We start from the raw sequence: 21,404 nt of genomic DNA, 5'->3' as shown, positions 1-21,404 counted from the left end.
TGCAGCTCCCTCTGCCTAGTACGAGAAGGCCATCGGCTTGTCGGCGTCACGGATGTCGCCGCCGAGCTTCGCGGGCGGATGGAGGTCGGACTCGCCGAGCTCGGGCGGGCCGGCCTTGACGTACTTGACGAGCAACTTGACCTCGATGACGGCCAGGACGGCGTAGAGCAGGGTGAAGACGGACATCGAGGTGATGACCTCGGCCGTGGACACACCGGGGGAGACCGCGTCCCGGGTCTGCATCACGCCGTAGACCACCCAGGGCTGCCGGCCCATCTCGGTGAAGATCCAGCCCCAGGAGTTGGCGATCAGCGGGAACGCCATGGTCCACAGCGCCAGGAGCCAGTAGAGCCGGGTGAGCCGGGAGCCGAGCGGCTGCTTCAGCAGTACCAGATGCGGCACCTCGTCCCCGCCGGTGCGCCAGGCGGCCGGCAGCAGGAACTTCTTGCGGGTGAGCCACAGTCCCAGGAGGCCGAGCGAGAAAGAGGCCATGCCGAAGCCGATCATCCAGCGGAAGCCCCAGTAGGCGACGGGGACGATGGGCTTGTAGTCACCGGGTCCGAACTGCTCCCGCAGGGCCTCGTTGGTGTCGTTGATGCCGGGCACGTACGAATCGAGGTCGCTGTGGGCGAGGAAGGACAGCAGGCCGGGGATCTCCAGGGCGACCTTGTTGTGCCCCTCGTCGACGTCCCCGTAGGCGAAGACGGAGAACGGCGCGGGGCTCTCGCCGTCCCACAGGGCCTCGGCGGCGGCCATCTTCATCGGCTGCTGCTCGTACATGACCTTGCCGAGCGTGTCGCCGCTGACCGCGGTGAACAGGCCGCCGACCGCCAGCGTGACCAGGCCGAGCCGCAGCGAGGTCCGCATCACCGGGATGTGCTTCTTGCGCATCAGGTGGAAGGCGGCGATGCCGACCATGAAGGCGCCGCCGGTCAGGAAGGCCGCCGAGAAGCTGTGGAAGACCTGGTTGAGGGTGGTGTTCTGGGTGAGCACCAGCCAGAAGTCGGTCAGCTCGGCGCGGCCCTTCTCCTCGTTGATCCGGTAGCCGACCGGGTGCTGCATCCAGGAGTTGGCGGCGAGGATGAAGTACGCCGACAGCAGGGTGCCGATCGAGACCATCCAGATGCAGGCCAGATGGATCCTCTTGGGCAGCTTGTCCCAGCCGAAGATCCACAGGCCGATGAAGGTGGACTCGAAGAAGAAGGCGATCAGGGCCTCGAAGGCGAGCGGGGCACCGAAGACGTCACCGACGAACCGCGAGTAGTCGGACCAGTTCATGCCGAACTGGAACTCCTGCACGATGCCGGTGACCACACCCATCGCGATGTTGATCAGGAAGAGCTTGCCCCAGAACTTCGTCGCCCTGAGGTACTTCTCCTTCTCCGTACGCACCCAGGCGGTCTGCAGCCCGGCGGTGAGGGCGGCCAGCGAGATCGTCAGGGGGACGAAGAGGAAGTGATAGACGGTGGTGATACCGAACTGCCATCGCGCCAGGGTCTCCGGCGCCAGAGCCAGGTCCACGTCGTCTCTCCTTACTTCGCCGTGGTCGCAGCGGCTTTTCGCTCCCGTTCGTCCCCCACAACTCGGGAAAACGGGATGCGCTTGTGAACGCGTTCACATTCACAAGCAATTATGACCTACTGCTTTGCACACCCGGAAGGGGGGTCCCCTGTGACGTCAACCCCTTTGCCGGAAGCTGCGGCGCACAAGGCGGCGGCCGACGGGATGACCCGTCGGCCGCCTGGACGTACGTGCTGGTCAGCGCTCTTTGCGGAAGCCCTCCGCCACCTTGAGGAAGATGTCGTTCGCCTCGGTCTCCCCGACCGTGACCCGCACGCCCTCACCGGCGAACGGCCGGACGACCACACCCGCCTGCTCGCACGCCTGCGCGAAAGACACGGTGCGCTCCCCGAGCCGCAACCACACGAAGTTGGCCTGGCTCTCGGGCACCGTCCAGCCCTGGGCGCGCAGCGCGTCCATCACCCGGTTGCGCTCACACACCAGCGAGCCGACGCGGCCGATCAGCTCGTCCTCGGCCCGCAGCGAGGCGATCGCCGCGTCCTGCGCGATCTGGCTCACCCCGAACGGCACCGCCGTCTTGCGCAGCGCCGCGGCCACCGGCTCGTGGGCGATCGCGAAGCCGACGCGCAGCCCTGCCAGGCCGTACGCCTTGGAGAAGGTCCGCAGGACGCAGACGTTGGGCCGCTCCCGGTAGATCTCGACGCCGTCCGGCACCTCGGTGTCCCGGATGAACTCGCGGTAGGCCTCGTCCAGCACCACCAGCACGTCGCCGGGCACCCGGTCGAGGAAGCGTTCGAGCTCGGCCCGGCGCACGACCGTGCCGGTCGGGTTGTTGGGGTTGCAGACGAAGACGAGCCGGGTCCGGTCGGTGATCGCCTCGGCCATCGCGTCCAGGTCGTGCACATCGCCCGGGGTCAGCGGCACCTGGACCGAGGTGGCACCGCTGATCTGCGTGATGATCGGATAAGCCTCGAAAGACCGCCAGGCGTAGATCACCTCATCGCCCGGACCCGAGGTGGCCTGCAGCAGCTGCTGGGCCACACCCACCGAGCCGGTTCCGGTGGCCACGTGGGACGCGGGAACGGCGAAGCGGTCGGAGAGCTCGGCCGTCAGGGCCGTACAGGCCATGTCCGGGTAGCGGTTGAAGGAGGAGGCCGCGGCCGTCACGATCTCCATCACACCCGGCAGTGGCGGATAGGGGTTCTCGTTGGAGGACAGTTTGTACGCCACCGGTCCGCCGGTGGCCGCCGGCCTGCCCGGCTTGTAGGTGGGGACCCCCTCCAGCTCGGCGCGCAGTTTGGGGCTCGTCTCGCTCACCGCAGTCCTCCTCGCGAAGACCGGCGGCCCATGACCGCCGCCGACATCCAATACTGCTCACCTTATGAGGATTCACCGCCGCTGCGTATAGGTGCGGCGAGGGCTCGCGCATGCCTCGTCAGTCACAAGAGCAACAGGGGCAACATCGCTCGAAGGTGTATGAAAGGCGCGCGAGCCAGGGGCGCGCCGCACATATATCTACGCGCCGGTGTCTCGCGCCGTGGCGCGCGTCCCCCGTGCAGGTGAGTTGAGACCTCTTCGCAACATCACACCCTCGCCAGGCACGCATGCGCCGACACGCCAGGTACTGGCATTGGAACGCTCAACACCCTTGTTTTCCCAGGGTATTGGGCACTAATGATCTTGCAGAAACGTGCCTGTCGATGTGTGCATATGCGTCCGCCCTACCCCACCGCATGAGCCCTACTATCGGCTCGCCATGACAGCAGCAGGGAAGCACCAGGTGAGCCGCGCGGATACCTCACGCCGAGGCGGCCGGCCGGGCAGAGCGGGCATCAGGGACGTGGCCGCCGCCGCCGGAGTCTCCATCACGACCGTCTCCGACGCCCTCAACGGCAAGGGCCGGCTCCCGGACGCCACCCGGCGCCACGTCCGCGAGGTGGCCGACAGACTGGGGTACCGCCCCTCGGCCGCCGCCCGTACGCTCCGCACCGGGAAGTCCGGACTCATCGGCCTGACCGTGACCACGTACGGGGATGAACCTTTCACCTTCACCGAGTTCGCGTACTTCGCCGAGATGGCGCGCGCCGCCACCTCGGCCGCGCTCGCCCGCGGCTACGCCCTCGTCATCCTGCCCGCGACCTCCCGCCACGACGTGTGGTCCAACGTCGCCCTGGACGGCACGGTCGTCATCGACCCCTCCGACCAGGACCCGGTGGTCAGCGAACTGGTCCGCCAGGGGTTACCGGTCGTCTCCGACGGCCGGCCGGCCGGCTCGCTGCCGGTCACGGCCTGGGTCGACAACGACCACGAGGCCGCGGTCCTCGGCATCCTCGACCACCTCGCCGGCGCCGGTGCCCGCCGCATCGGCCTGCTCACCGGCACCACGACCGACACCTACACCCATCTGTCGACCACCGCGTACCTGCGCTGGTGCGAGCGGGTCGGCCAGGAACCGGTGTACGAGGCCTATCCCGCGCACGACCCGTGCGCGGGCGCCGTCGCCGCCGACCGGCTGCTCGCCCGTCCCGACCGCCCCGACGCCGTCTACGGCCTGTTCGACCCCAACGGCACCGACCTGCTCGCCGCCGCCCGCCGCTACGGTCTGCGCGTCCCGGACGACCTGCTGCTGGTCTGCTGCAGCGAGTCCACCGTCTACGCGAACACCGAGCCGCCCGTCACCACGCTCTCCCTGAAACCGCGCCGCATCGGCACGGCGGTGGTCCAGCTGCTCATCGACGCCATCGAGGGGGTCGATGCGGACCATCCGGTGGAGCAGGTCATACCGACCGAGCTGATCGTGCGCACCTCCTCGCAGCGCCGTCCGCCCCGTACGACGGTCAGCCCGCCGCGATCACCGAACGGAACGTGACACCGGCCCACGGGCGGGGGCGGGCTCCCCGCCCGTGGACCCCGTGGCTCCGTGGACCCCGTGCGGAGGGGAGAGCCTCCCTGGCGGAGATTCCCGGAGGCTGCGGAGGGGTCAAGGAGGGCGCTGCCCGGCCACTCCTCCGAGGGAATCGGACCGGGCCCTTCTCGCAGGCGCGCCCGCCACCCGCGGCGGACGCGTGGCCAGGGCGGTCACCAGGCCGCCGAACACCGGCTCAAACGGGGCGAAAGCCACAGCGACCCGGGGTCTTGCTCCGATTCACCACCCCTGGGTCATCACACAGCGCGATCCGCATTCCTATGATGGGCCCACGACACCGCGGGCCGCTGCGACCAGGCAGTCCGACGCGGTGCAGATGCGGCGCGATGGTGGAGGGGTCGATGACTCAGGGGGCCGGTCCGGGACCCGAGGTGGAGCGCACGGCGACGGTGCGCGACTTCCGGGTACCCGCGTACGTCAACGACGCCGGTCCGTATGCCCACAGCACCCACCCGGGTGACGTCGTCCCACCGTCGGAGGAGGCCTATCCGGAGGGATACACGCCCACCCAGCGGGACCTCCCGGTCATCAACCGGGGTGACACTGTTCAGGTGACCGTCGACCCCGCGTCCGTCCCCGCCCCCCAGCCCACCACCGGTCAAGGACCGCTGTACGTGGTCGGCGACGTCCACGGCTATCTCGACGAGCTGGTGGCCGCCCTCCGGGAGCAGGGCCTCGTCGACGCGGCGGGCCAGTGGTGCGCCGGCACCGCGCGGCTGTGGTTCCTCGGCGACTTCACCGACCGCGGCCCGGACGGCATCGGCGTCATCGACCTCGTGATGCGGCTGTCCGCCGAGGCCGCCGCGGCCGGCGGCTACTGCAAGGCCCTCATGGGCAACCACGAACTGCTGCTGCTCGGCGCCAAGCGGTTCGGCGACACCCCCGTCAACTCCGGCGCGGGCACCGCCACCTTCCAGGCGGCCTGGCTGCTCAACGGCGGCCAGAAGACCGACATGGACCGCCTCCAGGACCACCACCTGCAGTGGATGGCCCGCCTCGACGCCGTCGAGGAGGTCGACGGCCATCTGCTGCTCCACTCCGACACCACCGCCTACCTCGACTACGGCCGCTCCATCGAGGAGGTCAACGACACCGTCCGCGAAACGCTCACCCGTAACGACGCCGACGAGGTCTGGGACCTGTTCCGCAAGTTCACCAAGCGGTTCTCCTTCCGCGACGAGGGCGGCGCCGACGCCGTGCGCTCCCTGCTGGATACGTACGGTGGCACCCGGGTCGTTCACGGTCACAGCCCGATTCCCTATCTGCTGGGCGAAGTCGGCTCCGAGGACGGCGAGGACGACAGCGGCCCCGTGGTCGCCGGACCGCATGTCTACGCCGACGGACTCGCCATCGCGATGGACGGCGGCGTGACGATGGCCGGAAAACTGCTGGTCCAGCAACTGCCGCTCGGTGTCTGAGGCTTCACGGAAACGTCGTTCGCCGGTTCTCGGACGCATCCCGCGCACGGCGAATTCGGTGAACCCCCTGTCACCGCACACCGTCACGGCTCTACCATCGGCTTATCCGTAGCAGGCTCCCCTCCGTTTCTGCCCGACGGCTCGTCAGCATGCCGAGCCCCCAAGCCCTACGGAGCATCGGGGGATGCACATGAACAGCGTTCCGCAGCACCTGCTGAGCGAGGACCGCCAGGAATACGGGCGGATTCTCGACGAGGCGCTGCGCTCCGCACCACAGATCCAGGAAACGGCCGCTGCCGGACAGCGGCTGGACTCGGAGCAGCTGCGCACGATGGCGCTCAACGCCGGCCCGATCATCACGGCGGCCGCGGCGACCGAGTACCGGCACTATGTGAAGGTCCGCGAGGAACTGCGCCGGCCGTCGTCGCCGTCCGACCCGTCCGTCCACGAGTCCGGCTCCACCGAACCGGGCACGCGCGCTGTGGGGCTCGCCGCCACCATGGGCGAGGTCGCCGAGACCGCCGGGGCGGGCGCCGTCGCCGTCGTCGCCGTCCTGGCACCCGTCCTGGCCGGAACCGCGGCCGCGATCTTCCTGCTCGTCGGCTACGTCCTGCGGATGCTCGACCCCGGCGCCGCGTTCGCGCGGACCATGCTCACCACCGGCTGGGTGTTCGGCGCGGTGACGGCGGTGGCCATCCTCGTCGCCGCCGTGGGTCTGCTGATCACCGCGCTGCGCAACAAGCCCTCGGCGCTCGGCGGCACGTACGACGAGCTCGACGAGGAGGTGACCCGGGCCAGGGACGCCTGGCGCGAGGCCCTGCTGGAGCGGGGGATCCTGCCGTTCCTGCGGGACGCGCTCACCGACCCGGCGACGGCCACCGCGCTCCAGCACACGGTGCCGCCCGCGCCGGCCGGCCGTATCCCGCACCTCGGATACGGCCGGCCGGGTTTCACCAGCCCCGGAGAAGGCCCGGCCCGCGGCACCCGGCCGAGTTATTCCAGTCCGGACTATTCGAGCCCGGACTTCGGAGGTCCGGAACACCAGCCGGAGTGACTCCCTGGGGGACGGAGCCCTCCCGAGGCACAGTCCTCCGGGAGGTCCCCGCCCCCGGGCGGGAGCCGGGGCGGCGGGTCGTCAGAGGATGCCCGCCCGTCCCGCGGCCGTGATCCACGACGGGAACTCGGACAGCAGACGGTCGTACAGCTCCGGGTCCGGCACGGTGCTGATGTCGTCGACGGCGAAGAACCCTACGTTGTCGACACGGCGCCCGGGCAGCGTGTCGAACCGCTCCAGCACGCCGTAGTTCGACCGGCCCAGCCCCACGAACTGCCAGAACACCGGCTCCTCCACCGCTTCGCGAAGTTCGCGTTCGATCTCGCTGTTGCGGTAGACGCCACCGTCGGAGAAGAACAGGACGAGGGTCGGAGCGGACGCGGGATGGTCCCGGACGAACGCGCGCACCTCGGCGATGACCTTCTGCTCCTCGTTCTGGATGCCGACGTCCCGCATGTCGACCTGGCTCGGATCCAGCCCCTTCTTCCGCCCGCGCCGGAAGAGGCCCATCTCCCCCACCCGCACGTGCAGCCGCAGCCACTCGGGAAGCTCCCCGAGCCGCAGATCCGGCAACCGGGCCGGGTTCGAGGCGAACGTCCAGGCCTGCATCTCCCCGTCGTCGTCCAGTTGTGCCGCGACCGCGGCCATCCGCTCGACGACATCGGCCACGACCCCCTTGGAATACAGGAAGGACATGGACCCCGAGGCGTCCAGTACGAGGATGACGCGCGCGGTGACGCCGGTGGCCCCGTGCTTGCGCAGACTGACCGCCACCTGCTCCTTGCGCAGGGACAGCCGCTTGCGCATGTCCACGGGCAGCCGCTCCTCACCCTTGGTGAGACGCGGGGCGCCGGGGTCTGCCGTGGCGGGCCGGGCGGGCGCGACCGGCACCGCGGGGGGAACCGGCGGGGGAACGGAGGACGCCTGGGGCCCGATGGCCGCCGGGGAGGGTTCGTCCACGGTGATGCCGAAGTCCGTGGCCAGCCCCGCGAGCCCGGATGCATACCCCTGCCCCACGGCGCGGAACTTCCACGTGCCCTGTCGCCGGTACAGCTCGCCGCCGATGAAGGCGGTCTCGGTCCCCGCCGCCATGTCGAAGCGGGCGAGCTCGGAGCCCGACCCGGCGTCGAGCAGCCGGAGCACCAGCCCAGGCACCTGCCCGAACGTCCCGCCGTCGGCCGAAGCGCACAGCACGATCCGCTCGACCACCGGTTCCACCGAGCGGAGGTCCACCTCCACCGTGTCCGCCGCGGCACCGGGAGCACTTCGCTTCCCCTGGTGCGTCACGGCGCCGGACGCGTGCCGCGGCTGGTTGTAGAAGACGAAGTCGCCGTCGTCCCGCACGCGTCCGGCCGCCGTGAGGAGCAGGGCCGAGGCGTCGATGTCGGGCACCCCGGGCCCGGGCACCCAGGCGAGCTCAACGCGCACCACGGGGGCATCGACGGAAAGATTGGATCCCTTGCTCATCGAACCTGCTGTCATGGGGCCAGTCTGCCGACCCGGTCCGGGAAAGGGGAGGGGGAACCGGCCGGCCCGGTACCCGGAGCGTGCCGCTCACGGCGCGCCACCGCCATGAGCACCACCCCCGCACCTGCCGTCCGGCGAGCCACCGCTCCGCCGCCCGGCCCGGGGCCGCACCCGGACCGGGGCCGCCGCCCAGGCCGGAGCCGCACCCGGACCGGACCGTCGTCAGTTCCCGATCAGTCCACGATCGGCAGGTACACGCGACTGCCCGCCGCCGCGAACTCCTTCGACTTCTGCGCCATGCCCTCCTCGATCTCGGCCCGGCTGCCGCCGTGCTCTCGGCGGATGTCCTGCGAGATCTTCATCGAGCAGAACTTCGGACCGCACATCGAGCAGAAGTGGGCCGTCTTGGCGGGTTCCGCCGGGAGGGTCTCGTCGTGGAACTCACGTGCCGTGTCCGGGTCGAGGGCGAGGTTGAACTGGTCCTCCCACCGGAACTCGAAGCGGGCGTCGGACAGCGCGTCGTCCCACTCCTGTGCTCCCGGGTGCCCCTTGGCTAGGTCGGCGGCATGCGCGGCGATCTTGTAGGTGATGACGCCGGTCTTGACGTCGTCACGGTTGGGCAGGCCCAGGTGCTCCTTGGGCGTGACGTAGCAGAGCATGGCCGTGCCCCACCAGGCGATCATCGCGGCGCCGATGCCGGAGGTGATGTGGTCGTACGCGGGCGCGACGTCAGTCGTCAGCGGGCCGAGTGTATAGAACGGGGCCTCGTCGCAGATCTCCTGCTGGAGGTCGATGTTCTCCTTGATCTTGTGCATCGGGACATGTCCCGGGCCCTCGATCATGGTCTGAACGTGGAAGCCCTTCGCGATCCGGTTGAGTTCCCCGAGCGTGCGCAGCTCCGCGAACTGTGCCTCGTCGTTGGCGTCCGCGATGGAGCCGGGCCGCAGTCCGTCGCCGAGCGAGTAGGTGACGTCGTACGCGGCGAGGATCTCACAGAGCTCCTCGAAGTTCTCGTACAGGAACGATTCCCTGTGGTGCGCCAGGCACCACGCGGCCATGATCGAACCGCCGCGCGAAACGATTCCGGTCTTGCGGTTCGCGGTGAGCGGCACGTACGCCAGACGCACACCCGCGTGGACCGTCATGTAGTCCACACCCTGCTCGGCCTGTTCGATGACCGTGTCCTTGTAGATCTCCCAGGTCAGTTCCTCGGCTCGGCCGTCGACCTTCTCCAGGGCCTGGTAGAGCGGCACGGTACCGATGGGCACGGGGGAGTTGCGCAGCACCCACTCCCGGGTGGTGTGGATGTTGCGGCCGGTGGAGAGGTCCATGACCGTGTCGGCGCCCCAGCGGGTCGCCCAGGTCATCTTCTCGACCTCCTCCTCGATGGAGGACGTCACCGCGGAGTTGCCGATGTTGGCGTTGACCTTCACCAGGAACCGCTTGCCGATGATCATCGGCTCGATCTCCGGGTGGTTGATGTTGGCCGGCAGCACCGCCCGCCCCGCCTCGATCTCCTCGCGGACCACCTCGGGGGAGACGTTCTCCCTGATCGCCACGTACTCCATCTCGGGTGTGATCTCGCCGCGCCGCGCGTACGCCAGCTGCGTGACCGGCCGGCCCGGGCGGCCCCGGCGCGGCAGGCGGGGCCGGCCCGGGAAGACGGCGTCCAGGTTGCGCAGGCCCCCGCGCGGAGAGGTGTGTTTGATCCCGTCGTCCTCGGGGCGGACGGGGCGGCCCGTGTACTCCTCCGTGTCGCCCCGGGCGGTGATCCAGTTCTCCCGCAGCGGAGCCAGCCCCCTGCGGACGTCGGTGTCGACGAGCGGATCGGTGTACGGGCCCGATGTGTCGTAGAGGGTGACCGACTGCCCGTTGGTGAGGTGCACCTGGCGGACCGGCACGCGCAGGTCGGGGCGTGTGCCCTCGACGTACGCCTTGTGCCAGCCGACGGACTTCCCGGCCTCCCCGTTCACCGACGTCTCCGTCGGGTTCTGTGTGGAGGCAGGCGTGCGTGCGTCCTTGCTGGTCATGTGAGACCTACTCCCTACGCCGGCATTACCCGGTAACAGGTTCGGCGGTCGACGCAGCGGTTTCCGTCTGCCGACGTTCCGTGTGAAACATCACTCGATGTCGGTGATGTTTCATGTGAAACATCGTTGGGACGGAGGTCAGCGCCCTCTCAGCCCGGTGCTCCGAGCTCCCGCGTGTACAAAAGGTGCCTCCACGCTAGCGTCATTTCTGGCGCGGTGAACAGAGGGCCCCCGTCGTTCTTGCGATGATCGGTCGGTGACCTCGACTCAGCCTCCCCCGTTTCCCCCTCCTGAGCCACCGAACGGATCCGGCGCGGGATCCGGTGCCGGAAACGGCCATGGGCACAGTCATGGCCATGGCCCGGCAGCGCCCGTGTCCCGTCATCTGCGCAGGGTCATCTCGGCGATCCTGATCCCGTTCGCCGCGGCGGTGCTGATCGGACTGGCGGTGCTGTGGCCGGGGGGTGCCCCGGCGCACGAGCGCACCGGTGTCGGATTCGACCGGCAGACACAGAGCGCCACGGTCACCGAGGTGGTCGAGGTGAGCTGCCAGTCGGTGAACGCCTCCGGAGGCGTCCCGACCGGCGACACCTCCACCGCCGAGGGCTCCTCCGCCCAGCAGCAGGCGAACGGCACCTGCAAGAAGGCGACCATCCGGGTCGACACCGGCGAGGACAAGGGCCGTACGTTCAACGAGATCGTGCAGCCGGACCAGTCGCGGCAGCTGAGCGAGGGTCAGGGGGTCGTCGTCGCCTACGAGCCCTCGGCGCCCGAGGATCTGCAGTACTCGGTCACCGACGTGAACCGGCGTTTCCCCCTGGCGCTGCTCGCCGGCATCTTCGCGCTCGCCGTCGTGGCCGTGGGACGGCTGCGGGGTGTCATGGCGCTGGTCGCGCTGGCGATCAGCTTCCTGGTGCTCAACTTCTTCGTCCTGCCCGCGATCCTGCAGGGCTCGAACCCGCTGGTCGTGGCGGTGGTGGGGGCGAGTGCGATCATGCTGATCGCCTTGTACCTCTGTCACGGGCTGTCGGCCCGTACTTCCGTGGCGGTGCTCGGCACACTGATCTCCCTGCTGCTGATCGGCATCCTGGGCTCGGTCTTCATCGGCTGGGCCGCGCTCACCGGCGACACCGACGACAACACCGGTCTGATCCATGGCCTGTACCCCGAGATCGACATGAGCGGTCTGCTGCTGGCCGGCGTCATCATCGGTTCGCTGGGTGTGCTCGACGACGTGACGGTCACGCAGACCTCCGCGGTCTGGGAACTGCACGACGCCAATCCGTCGATGGGCTGGCGCGAGCTGTACCGCGCGGGCATCCGGATCGGCCGTGATCACATCGCGTCCGTGGTCAACACGCTGGTTCTCGCCTACGCGGGCGCCGCGCTGCCGCTGCTGCTGCTGTTCTCGATCGCGCAGAGCAGCGTGGGAACGGTCGCCAACAGCGAGCTGGTCGCGGAGGAGATCGTGCGCACCCTGATCGGTTCGATCGGTCTTGTGGCCTCGGTGCCGGTCACCACGGCTCTGGCCGCGCTGGTGGTCTCCGCCGATCGTCCGACGGCTCGGACAGGGGCACGGGAGCACGGGCAGGTACCGGATGCCCGGCCGACCGCGGCGCGCGGCGGAAGGGGCAGGCGCCGCAAGCGCTGATGCCCGCCCCGCGGGGCGAAACGCGCGGAAGCGTTCCGCCTGGAGGCCACCCGACTGGAGTAACGCTTCATCCGGCGCTCTGCTCCGCCAGGATCCGGTCCAGGGCGTCGTCGAGGTGGGCGTCGAAGTCGGCGAGCGCCCCTTCCTGGCCCAGCGGCACCAGCTTGTCGGTGCGGTCGAGGAAGGCCACGAGCGGTGCGGTCGAAGAGCGGAACACCGCCTGATCACTGCCGACCTGAAGCCGGATCAGCACCTCGCCCAGCGTCTCGGGATCGACCGGCGAGACGCGGACGTCGCCCTCGCCGCACGGCCGGCCCACCCCGTCGATCAGCAGCTCACGGCCAAAAGCCCAGGTTACGGGGGCGTCCCCGGGCAAGTGGAAGGTCAGCCGCACGGCGTAGGGATCACAGGTGTCGTAACGCAGCTCCACCGGGATGCGGAAGGAAAGCTCCTCCGACACGAGAAAGCTCATCATGACCTCTGCCTGTACGGATTCGCGCATCGCCTACCCCGTCATTCGCCGCGGACTGGCCGGGCATGGACCGTGACACTAGAGGGAATCTTGCTGAACGTACACAACAGATCACAAGGAGTGAGTTTTCAGATACTGATAGACAGCGCGAGCGAGCCGATCAGGCGCCCCATCTCGGCCTGCAGTCGCTGCGCCGCGGGGACCAGCCGGTCGGCCTGATGTGCGGGCAGGGAGATGGCCACCGAGGCGGCCGTGGTGCCCACGGTGATCGGGATCGCCGCGCACACCGCCCCCAGGGCGTACTCCTGACGTTCCGTCACCAGCTCCATGCGCCCCGTCCGTCCCAGGCGTCTCAGCAGGCTGTGGTCGTCGCGCACGGTGTACGGCGTGAGGGGAAGCACCGGGTAGCGGTCGAGATGGTCGCGGCGGGCGTCCTCGTCGAGCTGGGAGAGCAGGCATTGCCCGACCGCGTGGGCGTGGCCGGTCTCCCGGAAGCCGGCCCACTCCTCGACCGCGGGATGGGCCGGGCTGCCGGAGACCCAGACGACCTCGACCTCGCCCTCGCGGTACACCGCGTAGTACACGGGCGCCCCGATCGCGTCCCGCCAACGGGCCAGGATGTCGACCACGGTGCTGCGACGTTTCTGCTGGGCTCCGCTGCTGCTCAGCCGCTCCGCCGCCTCGCCCAGGAAGAACAGCCCCTTGTCGCGGCGGAGATAGCCCTCGTGCACCAGGGTGCGCAGCAGGTGGTACGTCGTGGGCAGCGCCAGCCCGGTCTCCCGGGCGAGTTGTTTGGCCGGGGCCCCGTACTCGTGCCCGGCGACGGTCTCCAACAGGCGCATGGCTCGTTGCACGGAGCCGATGAGGGTCGCGGCCGGCGCCGGGGCGGGAGGCGCCGACGACTGGGGCTGGGGAGGAATCCCGGTCGGATGTGCGGAGGCGGTACCAGTCGTGGCCAAGGGTCACTCCCGAAACGCGAGGGGGCAGCCCGTGTGGGGAGACACGGGTGTGGGTCGCCGCTCGCGGGGATCGTCCCCGCGTCGAGTTCCGGACTCTAACGGGCTGTCACCGCACGCAGACGGCCCGCCGGAGAAACTTCCCCCGCCCGAGGGAACCGGTGATTCCTGTTACCGACCCACCGGTCCCCGTGGGCTCACCAGTCGCCGCGCGACGAGGAGCTCGACGTGAACTTCCGGACGACGTAGATCAGTCCGCCGACCAGCGCCACGAAGACCAGCACCTTGAAGAGCAGTCCGATCACGAAGCCGACCACGTTCGCTATCAGCCCGCCGAACACCACCAGGGCGATGACCGGCACCGCGATCCACTTCACCCACCACGGCAGTCCCGCGAAGATCTCTCTCATCGCCCTCGTCCTTACCTCTCCGCCCGCCGAGTGCCGGGTCGCGTCGATGATGTCCCGCACTCGATGCTAGGGCGGCAGGTGGTTCGGCGGGGGCCTCGGATCCCCCGTCCTCCCCTGACCGTTCCCCTAGGGAACCCCGAGACCGCGGCTCAGCTCTCGGGGGGAGAGAACACCACCAGCACCCGGAGATCCTCGCTGATGTGGTGGAACTTGTGCGCCACGCCGGCCGGTACGTACACCACGCTGCCGCGCGCCACCTGGGTGGTCTCCATGCCGACGGTGATCGCCGCCCGTCCGCTGACGACGAAGTACACCTCGTCCTGCTGGTGCGGCCGCTGCGGATCCTGGGTCCCGGCGTCCAGCGCGTAGAGACCGACCGACATGTTCCGCTCCCGCAGGAACTGCAGGTAGGCCCCGTCGTTGGCGGCGCGTTCCGCCTCCAGTTCGTCCAGCCGGAATGCCTTCATCGCCTTGTCCCGCCCCTGCCTCACTGCTCAAGCCCGATCGTGTCTGCCACGATCAGACACATGATGAATTTCCTAGTCAAGACGATCGCCAACGCGGGCGCCCTGGCGGTCGCGGTCTGGCTGCTTGACAAGATCACCCTGACCGGCGACAGCACGGGCAAGGAGATCGGCACCCTGCTCCTGGTCGCCCTGATCTTCGGCTTGGTGAACTTCCTGGTCAAGCCGGTCGTGAAGCTCCTCAGCCTCCCCCTGCTCATCGTGACGCTCGGGCTGTTCACCCTGGTGGTGAACGCGCTGATGCTGCTCCTCACCTCCTGGCTCGCCGACCAGGTCGACCTGAGCTTCCACGTGGAGGGCTTCTGGACGGCCGTACTGGGCGGCCTGATCATCTCCGTCGTCTCCTGGGCGCTCAACGTCGTCCTGCCCGACGGGGACTGAGGTAATGACCTACCGCGTCCGCTTCGTCTGCACCGGCAACATCTGCCGCTCACCGATCGCCGAATCCGTCTTCCGCGCGCGGGTGGCGGATGCCGGGCTCGGCGGCCTGGTCGAGGTGGACAGCGCCGGTACGGGCGGCTGGCACGAGGGCGGGGGCGCGGACGGCTTCGGCGAGTGCCTTGAGATGGTGGAGGCGGCGAGCACCGGACTGCTCGCCGCGGTGAGTGAGCGGGTGGAAGGACAGGTGGCATGAACGATTCGACGACGGACGCGGGCCAGGGGACGGCGCTGCCGGACGGACCGGGTGAGGGCACCCGCGCGGTGCGGGCCGGGCTGCCCGAGCCGGTGAAGCACGAGCCCACGCTGCCCGGCCCCGTGTTCGCGGCCCACTTCCACCTGCCGGGCGACCCCACCGGCCCGTACACCTACGGCCGGGACGAGAACCCGACCTGGACGCTGCTGGAGCGGGCCATCGGCGAGCTGGAGGCGCCCGGGCAGGACGGTGTCGAAACCCTGGTCTTCTCCTCGGGCATGGCCGCTGTCTCCGCGGTGCTCTTCTCCCAGCTGCGCGCCGGCGATGCGGTCGTCCTGCCGGACGACGGCTACCAGGCGCTGCCCCTGGCCCGTGCCCAGCTGGAGACGTACGGCATCGAGGTGCGCACGGCACCGACGGGCGGCGACGCCCAGCTCGGGGTCCTCGACGGCGCCAAGCTGCTGTGGATCGAGACGCCCTCGAATCCGGAGCTGGACGTGTGCGACGTACGACGGCTCGCCGAGGCGGCTCATGCGTGCGGTGCCCTGGTCGCCGTCGACAACACCCTCGCGACACCGCTCGGCCAGCGCCCGCTGGAGCTCGGCGCCGACTTCGCGGTGGCCAGCGGCACCAAACAGCTCACCGGGCACGGCGACGTGCTCCTGGGATACGTCACCGGCCGCGACACCGAGGCCATGGCGGCAGTCCGTCGCTGGCGCAAGATCGTCGGTGCCATTCCCGGGCCCATGGAGGCCTGGCTCGCGCACCGCTCGATCGCCACGCTGCAGCTGCGCGTCGACCGGCAGAGCGCCACCGCGCTGGCGCTCGCCCGGGCGCTGCGGGAGCGGCCCGAGGTGACGGGGCTGCGCTACCCGGGGCTGTCCGACGATCCCTCGCACGAGATCGCCTCACGGCAGATGCGGCGTTACGGGTGCGTGGTCTCCTTCACGCTGCCCACGCGCGAGCGCGCGGACCGTTTCCTCGACGCGCTGCGGCTCGTGGACGACGCGACGAGCTTCGGTGGCGTGCGGTCCACGGCGGAGCGGCGCGGACGCTGGGGCGGGGACGCGGTGCCGGAGGGCTTCATCCGCTTCTCCGTGGGCGCCGAGGACCCCGAGGACCTGGTGGCGGACGTGCTGCGCGCCCTGGCCGAGTCGGCCGTCTGACCGGCCGCTTCTGCCGGCCGGCGGACACCCGGCGCACCGCGGCGGACGGTCCGAGCCTCCCCCCTCGTGGCTCGGACCGTTCTCGGTTCCGCGCGCCAGGAAACGCGTCAACCAGGCTAGTTGACTCAGTGTCAGTGTCCAATCACGTTAGCGACAGCGACCTATCGACTTATTTATAGTTGAGCGCGTCCGGGTCTGCAGCGGGAGCTGACGAGGGGAGGGTGTGCCGTGGATCTGGCCTTGCTGCGGACCTTTGTGACCGTGCATCGGGCCGGTTCCTTCACCCGTGCCGCTGCCCTGCTCGGCCTCTCCCAGCCGGCCGTCACCTCGCAGATAAGGACGCTGGAACGGCAGCTGGGACGGCCTCTGTTCCTGAGGCAGGCGCGCGGTGTGACCCCCACGACCATCGGGGACGAGCTGGCCCACAAGGCGGCGCCGCACCTCGACGCCCTCGTGGAAATAGCCGAGTCCGGGCTGGAGGAGGACTCGTCCTTGCGGACGCTGCATCTGGCGGGCCCTCCGGAGTTCATCGCCGAGCGGGCGCTGCCCGCACTCACTGAGCTGACCGGCGAGAACGGCCAGGGGTTCGCCCTGCGTGCCTCCTTCGGTACAGCCGAGGAATCCTTGGAGGGGCTGGCCGCCGGGCATCACGATCTGGCCATCAGCACGGTCCGGCCGCGCGGCGCCCTGCTCTCGGCGACTGCGCTCTGCGACGAGGAGCACGTCCTGGTCGCCTCCCCCCACTGGGCCGAGCGGATCGGGCCCGACGCGCTCCGCCACCACGGTCCGTCCGTCCTGGAGCAGGTCCCGGTGGTCGAGGTGCACGAGTCGCTGCCCCTCGTCGCCCGCTACTGGGCCTCCGTCTTCGACTCCCGCCCGGTCGCCCCGGGCACGGTCGTGGTCCCGGATCTGCGCGCGGTGCTGGCCTGCGCGACCGCGGGAGCGGGGTTGGCGGTACTGCCCCGCTACCTGTGCGCGGGCGCGCTGGAACGGGGCGACGTCGTGCCCCTGCACGAACCGGCGGTGTCCCCACTGCGTACGTACTTCCTGGTGGTCCGCACCGGCACGCTGGCGATGCCGCACATCGCGCGGGCCCACGAGTGGCTGGAGCAGGCGGCCGCCGACTGGTGCTGAGCACCACGGCGAGGTCCCGCAGCGGAAAGCCGGGCGGTGGTGTCCCGCGATGTTTCACGTGGAACCAGCCGGGCCACATTGTCCCCATGACCGTCCGACCCGTGGTCAAGCGCACCGCCCGAGCCGTTCTGCTGGACGGCGAGAACTTGATCCTGATCAAGCGCACCAAGCCCGGCCTGGATCCCTACTGGGTCACCCCCGGCGGCGGGGTCGAGCCGGAGGACCCGACCGTCGTCCATGCGCTGCATCGCGAGGTGCACGAGGAACTCGGCGCCAAGATCACCGATGTGGTGCCCTGTTTCGTCGACACCGTCGAGCACATCGGCGAGGACGGCGGCGCCACCGGTGTGAAGGTGCAGCACTTCTTCGTATGCCGTCTGGAATCCATGGATCCGTCCCTGCGGCACGGCCCGGAGGTCGACGAACCCGTCGGCGAGTACGAGATCGTCCGCGTACCGTTCACCCGTGTCGGGATCGCCTCCGTCCACCTCGTCCCGCTGTCGCTGCGGCACTACCTCGACGGCAACATCGAGGGCGTACGCGCCATGCACGCCCCCGACCTGGGGTGACGCCCGACCGTGCACGACTCGCGCCGCCGGCCGCGGCGTGGCCAAAAGCTCGCACGAGTCTGCTGAAACGGGTGGACGCGGAAGCCCCCCGTCGGACAGCCTGACCTGCGTGCCGACACCTTCCCTTGCCTCATCACCCATCCGCCGTCTGACGCTCCGCGATCTCACCGCCTGCGCCGACTTGTCCGAGAACCGGGGGTGGCCACGGGAGGAACACAAGTGGGGTCTCCTCCTGGCGGCCGGGAAGGGTTACGGCATCGACGACCCCGGCGGTGGCCTGGTGTCCGCCTGCGTCGTCACCGAGTACGGGCCCTACGAGCAGCCTGATCTGGCTGCCATCGGCATGGTCCTGGTCGCCGAACGGCATGCGCGCCGGGGCGTGGGACGCCGGCTGATGCGTCATGTCGTCTCGGCGATGGGCACCACGCCCCTCACCTTGCACGCGACCCCCTCCGGCCGGCCGCTCTACGAGGAGCTGGGGTTCAAGGTGACCGGTCGGGCCGAGATGCTGCGCGGCCACCTCGTACCCACCGGCACTCCATCGGGGATCGCCACACGGGCCGCGACCGCGGAGGATCTCCCGGCCGTTCTCCGGCTCGACGAGGAGGTGTTCGGGGCTGACCGCACGCACATCGTCACCCGGCTGCCCGCCTTCGCCGACCAGTTGCGCGTCGCCGAGGAGGACGGGCGGCTCATCGGTTACGCGGCCGCCTGGCCCAACATGGACACCCATGTCGTGGGCCCGCTGATCGCCCGTGACACCGCGACGGCCAAGGCGCTCCTCGCATCCCTCGCCGCCCGCACCGACCGGCCGGTGCGCACGGACATCGACATCCGGCACGAAGAGCTGCTGGGCTGGGCGAAGGAACGCGGGCTGGCGTCCGTCGCGTTCAACGACGTCATGACGTACGGGATCACGGAACCGCCCGGGGACTGGAGCCGGCGGTTCGCACCGGTGACGGTCGCGGCGGGCTGACCCCGCCGACGCGGCGGCGCCGGCCCCGGGGGCCCGGAGCCGGCGCCGCCGCGTCTCCGATCGCGTCCGGTGGGCGCCCTCGTCGGTCCAGGGGCTCCACGTCAGTCCAGGGTCTCCACCGCGGCCGTGGCGAAGGCGTGGTCCTGCTCGGGCGCGCCACCGCCGACACCGATCGCACCGATCAGCCGGCCCGCGCGCCGGACGGGCACGCCCCCCGCGATGAACAGCAGCGGCCGGTCCAGCGCGGTGGGCAGAGTGTGGAAGAGGCCTCCGGGCTGCACGGCGTCCACGAGGCCGGCGGTGGGCGCGTCGAGCTGGAGAGCGGTGTACGCCTTGCGGGTGCTGGTCTCACCGGAGATCAGCACGGCGCGGTCGTCGCGGCGGAAGGCGAGCAGGTGCCCGCCTGCGTCCAGGACGGTCACGCTGACCGTGACACCGCCGGCTTCGGCGGCCCGGTGTGCGGCGGTGACGAGCGCTTCGGCATCCGTGGTGCTGAGCGGGACGACGGCGGTGCTGGTGCTCATGAGGGGTTTCTCCTCGCGGTACGAGTAGGCGGTCGTGGCGGGACGGGGAGCCGGGAGACGCGAGGACGGCTCCGGCCCCGCGCCGCCGCTCCGTGGGTCAACGGGGGACGGCGCTCCGCTGCTCGGCGGGCACCGAGCGGGCGACCAGGGTGCCCGCGGTGTCACGGCGCTCCAGAGCGGCCGAGACGAGGGCCAGCACCAAGGCGGCCGCGGCGAGGACGGCGCCGACCCAGTTGGGCGCGGTGTAGCCGAGGCCGGCCGTGATCACGAGGCCGCCGAGCCAGGCGGACAGCGCGTTGCCGAGGTTGAAGGCACCGATGTTGACGGCGGAGGCCAGCGTGGGGGCGCCGTGGGCCTGGTCGAGTACGCGCTTCTGCAGCGGCGGCACCGTGGCGAATCCCAGAGCGCCGATGAGGACGAGGGTGACGGCCGCGGCGACCTTGTTGTGCGCGGTCAGGGTGAACAGCGCGAGGACGACGGCGAGAGCGCCCAGCGACACGTACAGCATGGGCATCAGGGCGCGGTCCGCGTACCGGCCGCCGATGAGGTTGCCGCCGACCATGCCGAGGCCGAAGAGGACCAGCAGCCAGGTGACGGAGCCGTCGGCGAAGCCGGTGACGTGCGTCATCATCGGTGCGATGTAGGTGATGGCCGCGAAGACGCCGCCGAAGCCGAGGACGGTCATCGCCATGGCGAGCAGCACCTGGACGTTCCCGAAGGCGGCCAGCTCGTGACGCAGCCGTACGCCCTCGGGCTTGGGCACGTCGGGGACGAGCCCCGCGATGCCGGCCAGGCCGACGACGCCGAGGGCGGCGACGATGCCGAATGTGACGCGCCAGCCGGTGGACTGGCCGACGAGGGTGCCCAGCGGTACGCCGACGACATTGGCGACGGTCAGCCCGGTGAACATCGAAGCGATGGCTCCGGCCCTCTTGTCCGGGGCGACCAGGTCGGCCGCGACCACCGAGCCGATGCCGAAGAAGGCACCGTGGGCCAGGGAGGCCACCACCCGCCCGGTCAGCATGACGCCGAAGGACGGGGCCAGCGCCGAGAGCAGGTTTCCGGCGATGAAGAGTCCCATCAGCAGCATCAGCATCCGCTTGCGGGAGATCTTGGTGCCGAGCACGGTCATCAGCGGGGCGCCGGACATGACACCCAGCGCATAGCCGGTCACCAGGTAGCCGGCCGTGGGGATGGAGACATCGAAGTCGCTCGCGACCTCGGGCAGCAAACCCATGATCACGAACTCCGTGGTGCCGATCCCGAAGGCTCCGATCGCGAGGGCCAGGAGCGCGAGAGGCATGAGGGGCAGACCTTTCCCAAAGATTGCAGAAGCGCTTTTCGCTTTGAAACAATAATTGCAGACGCGGGATACATGCAAGCGCGGTCTATTGCGCGCTTGTTCTACGCTGGAGGACAGCAGCTCCTGGACGGAGGAAACGCCCATGACCGCCACGGACCCCGCGCTCACCGCCCTCGCTCAGGGGTGGTGCGCACTCTCCCTGCTGCACGGGAGGATCGAGGCCCACATCGAGCGCGTTCTTCAGACTCGGCACGATCTGAGCGTGCGGGAGTACTCCCTGCTCGATGTACTGAGCCGGCAGCACGACGGCGACGGCGGCCATCTGCAGATGAAGCAGGTCGCCGACGCGGTCGTGCTCAGTCAGAGCGCCACCACGCGGCTGGTCACCCGGCTCGAGGACCGCGGTCTGCTGGAGCGCTATCTGTGCCCGACCGATCGGCGCGGCATCTACACCAACGTCACCGAGGCCGGCCTCGAGCTTCTGGAGGAGGCGCGACCCACGAACGACACCGCCCTGCGCGAGGCCCTCGACGAGGCGGCGAAGAATCCCGACCTGGCCCCGCTCGTCCGGACCGTGGAAACACTGAAGGCGCCCGTGCCCGTATAGACGGCGGGTGATCGCGCGCCGGAGAGGCCACCCCCTTCGGCCGTGTCTGCGTAGGGTGCGGG

At 70.0% G+C, this 21,404-nt stretch carries 21 protein-coding genes and 1 riboswitch; of the genes, 11 read left to right on the top strand and 10 right to left on the bottom strand.

All coding sequences use genetic code 11. From position 1 onward, the window contains the following. Positions 1-15: 15 nt before the first annotated feature. Together ACF07S_RS15225 and hisC are read right to left on the bottom strand one after the other, a co-directional pair. Complete coding sequence (locus tag ACF07S_RS15225; RefSeq protein WP_391962585.1) at positions 16-1,521, bottom strand: cytochrome ubiquinol oxidase subunit I; 1,506 nt, start codon at positions 1,519-1,521, stop codon at positions 16-18. 237 nt (positions 1,522-1,758) lie between these two features. Then, a complete protein-coding gene (hisC, locus tag ACF07S_RS15220) occupies positions 1,759-2,838 on the bottom strand; it encodes a histidinol-phosphate transaminase (protein WP_391974344.1) in 1,080 nt (359 codons plus the stop codon). 439 nt (positions 2,839-3,277) lie between these two features. Here hisC and ACF07S_RS15215 point away from each other — a divergent pair, with 439 nt between their 5' ends. From ACF07S_RS15215 to ACF07S_RS15205, 3 genes are all read left to right on the top strand, one after another. Further along, positions 3,278-4,390, top strand: coding sequence for a LacI family DNA-binding transcriptional regulator (locus ACF07S_RS15215; protein WP_391962587.1), 1,113 nt, complete (start codon positions 3,278-3,280; stop codon positions 4,388-4,390). A 383-nt stretch (positions 4,391-4,773) separates the two neighbouring features. Further along, complete coding sequence (locus ACF07S_RS15210; RefSeq protein ID WP_391962588.1) at positions 4,774-5,865, top strand: metallophosphoesterase; 1,092 nt, start codon at positions 4,774-4,776, stop codon at positions 5,863-5,865. A gap of 184 nt (positions 5,866-6,049) precedes the next feature. After that, a complete protein-coding gene (locus ACF07S_RS15205) occupies positions 6,050-6,919 on the top strand; it encodes a hypothetical protein (RefSeq protein WP_391974343.1) in 870 nt (289 codons plus the stop codon). An 81-nt stretch (positions 6,920-7,000) separates the two neighbouring features. On the opposite strand, the gene ACF07S_RS15200 is transcribed toward ACF07S_RS15205, so the two are convergent. Both ACF07S_RS15200 and thiC read right to left on the bottom strand, forming a co-directional pair. Beyond that, complete coding sequence (locus ACF07S_RS15200; protein ID WP_391974342.1) at positions 7,001-8,401, bottom strand: VWA domain-containing protein; 1,401 nt, start codon at positions 8,399-8,401, stop codon at positions 7,001-7,003. 218 nt (positions 8,402-8,619) lie between these two features. Further along, a complete protein-coding gene (gene thiC / locus ACF07S_RS15195; protein ID WP_391962591.1) occupies positions 8,620-10,416 on the bottom strand; it encodes a phosphomethylpyrimidine synthase ThiC in 1,797 nt (598 codons plus the stop codon). Continuing rightward, positions 10,411-10,600, bottom strand: a riboswitch (TPP riboswitch). (Overlaps the previous gene by 6 nt.) A 72-nt stretch (positions 10,601-10,672) precedes the next feature. Between thiC and ACF07S_RS15190 the strand changes: the two genes are divergently transcribed. Next, entirely contained in the window at positions 10,673-12,067 is a 1,395-nt protein-coding gene (locus ACF07S_RS15190) for a YibE/F family protein (protein WP_391974341.1), read from the top strand. Between the two features lie 67 nt (positions 12,068-12,134). Here the strand turns inward: ACF07S_RS15190 and ACF07S_RS15185 are convergent, their stop codons facing one another. From ACF07S_RS15185 to ACF07S_RS15170, 4 genes are all read right to left on the bottom strand, one after another. After that, a complete protein-coding gene (locus ACF07S_RS15185) occupies positions 12,135-12,569 on the bottom strand; it encodes an SsgA family sporulation/cell division regulator (protein ID WP_391962593.1) in 435 nt (144 codons plus the stop codon). 98 nt (positions 12,570-12,667) lie between these two features. After that, positions 12,668-13,393, bottom strand: a complete 726-nt coding sequence (locus tag ACF07S_RS15180) for an IclR family transcriptional regulator (protein ID WP_391962594.1) — start codon at positions 13,391-13,393, stop codon at positions 12,668-12,670. Between the two features lie 299 nt (positions 13,394-13,692). Then, positions 13,693-13,905, bottom strand: a complete 213-nt coding sequence (locus ACF07S_RS15175) for a DUF5326 family protein (protein ID WP_159534588.1) — start codon at positions 13,903-13,905, stop codon at positions 13,693-13,695. Positions 13,906-14,054: 149 nt separating this feature from the next. Then, positions 14,055-14,372 carry a cupin domain-containing protein gene (locus ACF07S_RS15170; RefSeq protein WP_391962595.1) on the bottom strand — a complete coding sequence of 106 codons (318 nt, stop codon included), beginning with the start codon at positions 14,370-14,372 and terminating at the stop codon, positions 14,055-14,057. 60 nt (positions 14,373-14,432) lie between these two features. On the opposite strand from ACF07S_RS15170, the gene ACF07S_RS15165 reads away from it, so the two are divergent. The 6 genes from ACF07S_RS15165 to ACF07S_RS15140 all read left to right on the top strand — a co-directional run bounded on the left by ACF07S_RS15165 (position 14,433) and on the right by ACF07S_RS15140 (position 18,908). Further along, positions 14,433-14,810, top strand: a complete 378-nt coding sequence (locus ACF07S_RS15165; RefSeq protein WP_391962596.1) for a phage holin family protein — start codon at positions 14,433-14,435, stop codon at positions 14,808-14,810. Between the two features lie 4 nt (positions 14,811-14,814). Beyond that, positions 14,815-15,063 (top strand): hypothetical protein, encoded by a 249-nt coding sequence (locus ACF07S_RS15160; protein ID WP_391962597.1) that lies wholly within the window; start codon positions 14,815-14,817, stop codon positions 15,061-15,063. Next, the gene (locus ACF07S_RS15155) at positions 15,060-16,229 is read left to right on the top strand and encodes a cystathionine gamma-lyase (RefSeq protein ID WP_391974340.1); all 1,170 of its coding nucleotides are present in this window, start codon (positions 15,060-15,062) and stop codon (positions 16,227-16,229) included. Before ACF07S_RS15160 ends, ACF07S_RS15155 begins: the two co-directional genes overlap by 4 nt. 228 nt (positions 16,230-16,457) lie before the next feature. Further along, a complete protein-coding gene (locus ACF07S_RS15150; protein WP_391974339.1) occupies positions 16,458-17,363 on the top strand; it encodes a LysR family transcriptional regulator in 906 nt (301 codons plus the stop codon). Between the two features lie 86 nt (positions 17,364-17,449). Beyond that, on the top strand, positions 17,450-17,932 hold the full coding sequence (locus tag ACF07S_RS15145) for an NUDIX domain-containing protein (RefSeq protein WP_391962600.1): 483 nt from the start codon (positions 17,450-17,452) through the stop codon (positions 17,930-17,932). Positions 17,933-18,041: 109 nt separating this feature from the next. Continuing rightward, the gene (locus tag ACF07S_RS15140; protein ID WP_391962601.1) at positions 18,042-18,908 is read left to right on the top strand and encodes a GNAT family N-acetyltransferase; all 867 of its coding nucleotides are present in this window, start codon (positions 18,042-18,044) and stop codon (positions 18,906-18,908) included. Between the two features lie 101 nt (positions 18,909-19,009). Here ACF07S_RS15140 and ACF07S_RS15135 read toward each other — a convergent pair whose 3' ends face one another. Both ACF07S_RS15135 and ACF07S_RS15130 read right to left on the bottom strand, forming a co-directional pair. Beyond that, on the bottom strand, positions 19,010-19,432 hold the full coding sequence (locus ACF07S_RS15135) for a heme-binding protein (RefSeq protein ID WP_391962602.1): 423 nt from the start codon (positions 19,430-19,432) through the stop codon (positions 19,010-19,012). A gap of 97 nt (positions 19,433-19,529) precedes the next feature. After that, positions 19,530-20,735, bottom strand: a complete 1,206-nt coding sequence (locus ACF07S_RS15130) for an MFS transporter (RefSeq protein WP_391962603.1) — start codon at positions 20,733-20,735, stop codon at positions 19,530-19,532. Between the two features lie 142 nt (positions 20,736-20,877). On the opposite strand from ACF07S_RS15130, the gene ACF07S_RS15125 reads away from it, so the two are divergent. After that, entirely contained in the window at positions 20,878-21,342 is a 465-nt protein-coding gene (locus ACF07S_RS15125; RefSeq protein ID WP_391974338.1) for a MarR family winged helix-turn-helix transcriptional regulator, read from the top strand. The last annotated feature ends 62 nt before the right edge of the window (positions 21,343-21,404 follow it).

It is taken from the genome of Streptomyces sp. NPDC016640 (genome assembly GCF_043076215.1).
Taxonomy (GTDB): domain Bacteria; phylum Actinomycetota; class Actinomycetes; order Streptomycetales; family Streptomycetaceae; genus Streptomyces.
The sequence above is the reverse complement of the archived record's forward strand: the minus strand, read 5'-3'. Positions and strand labels throughout refer to the sequence as shown.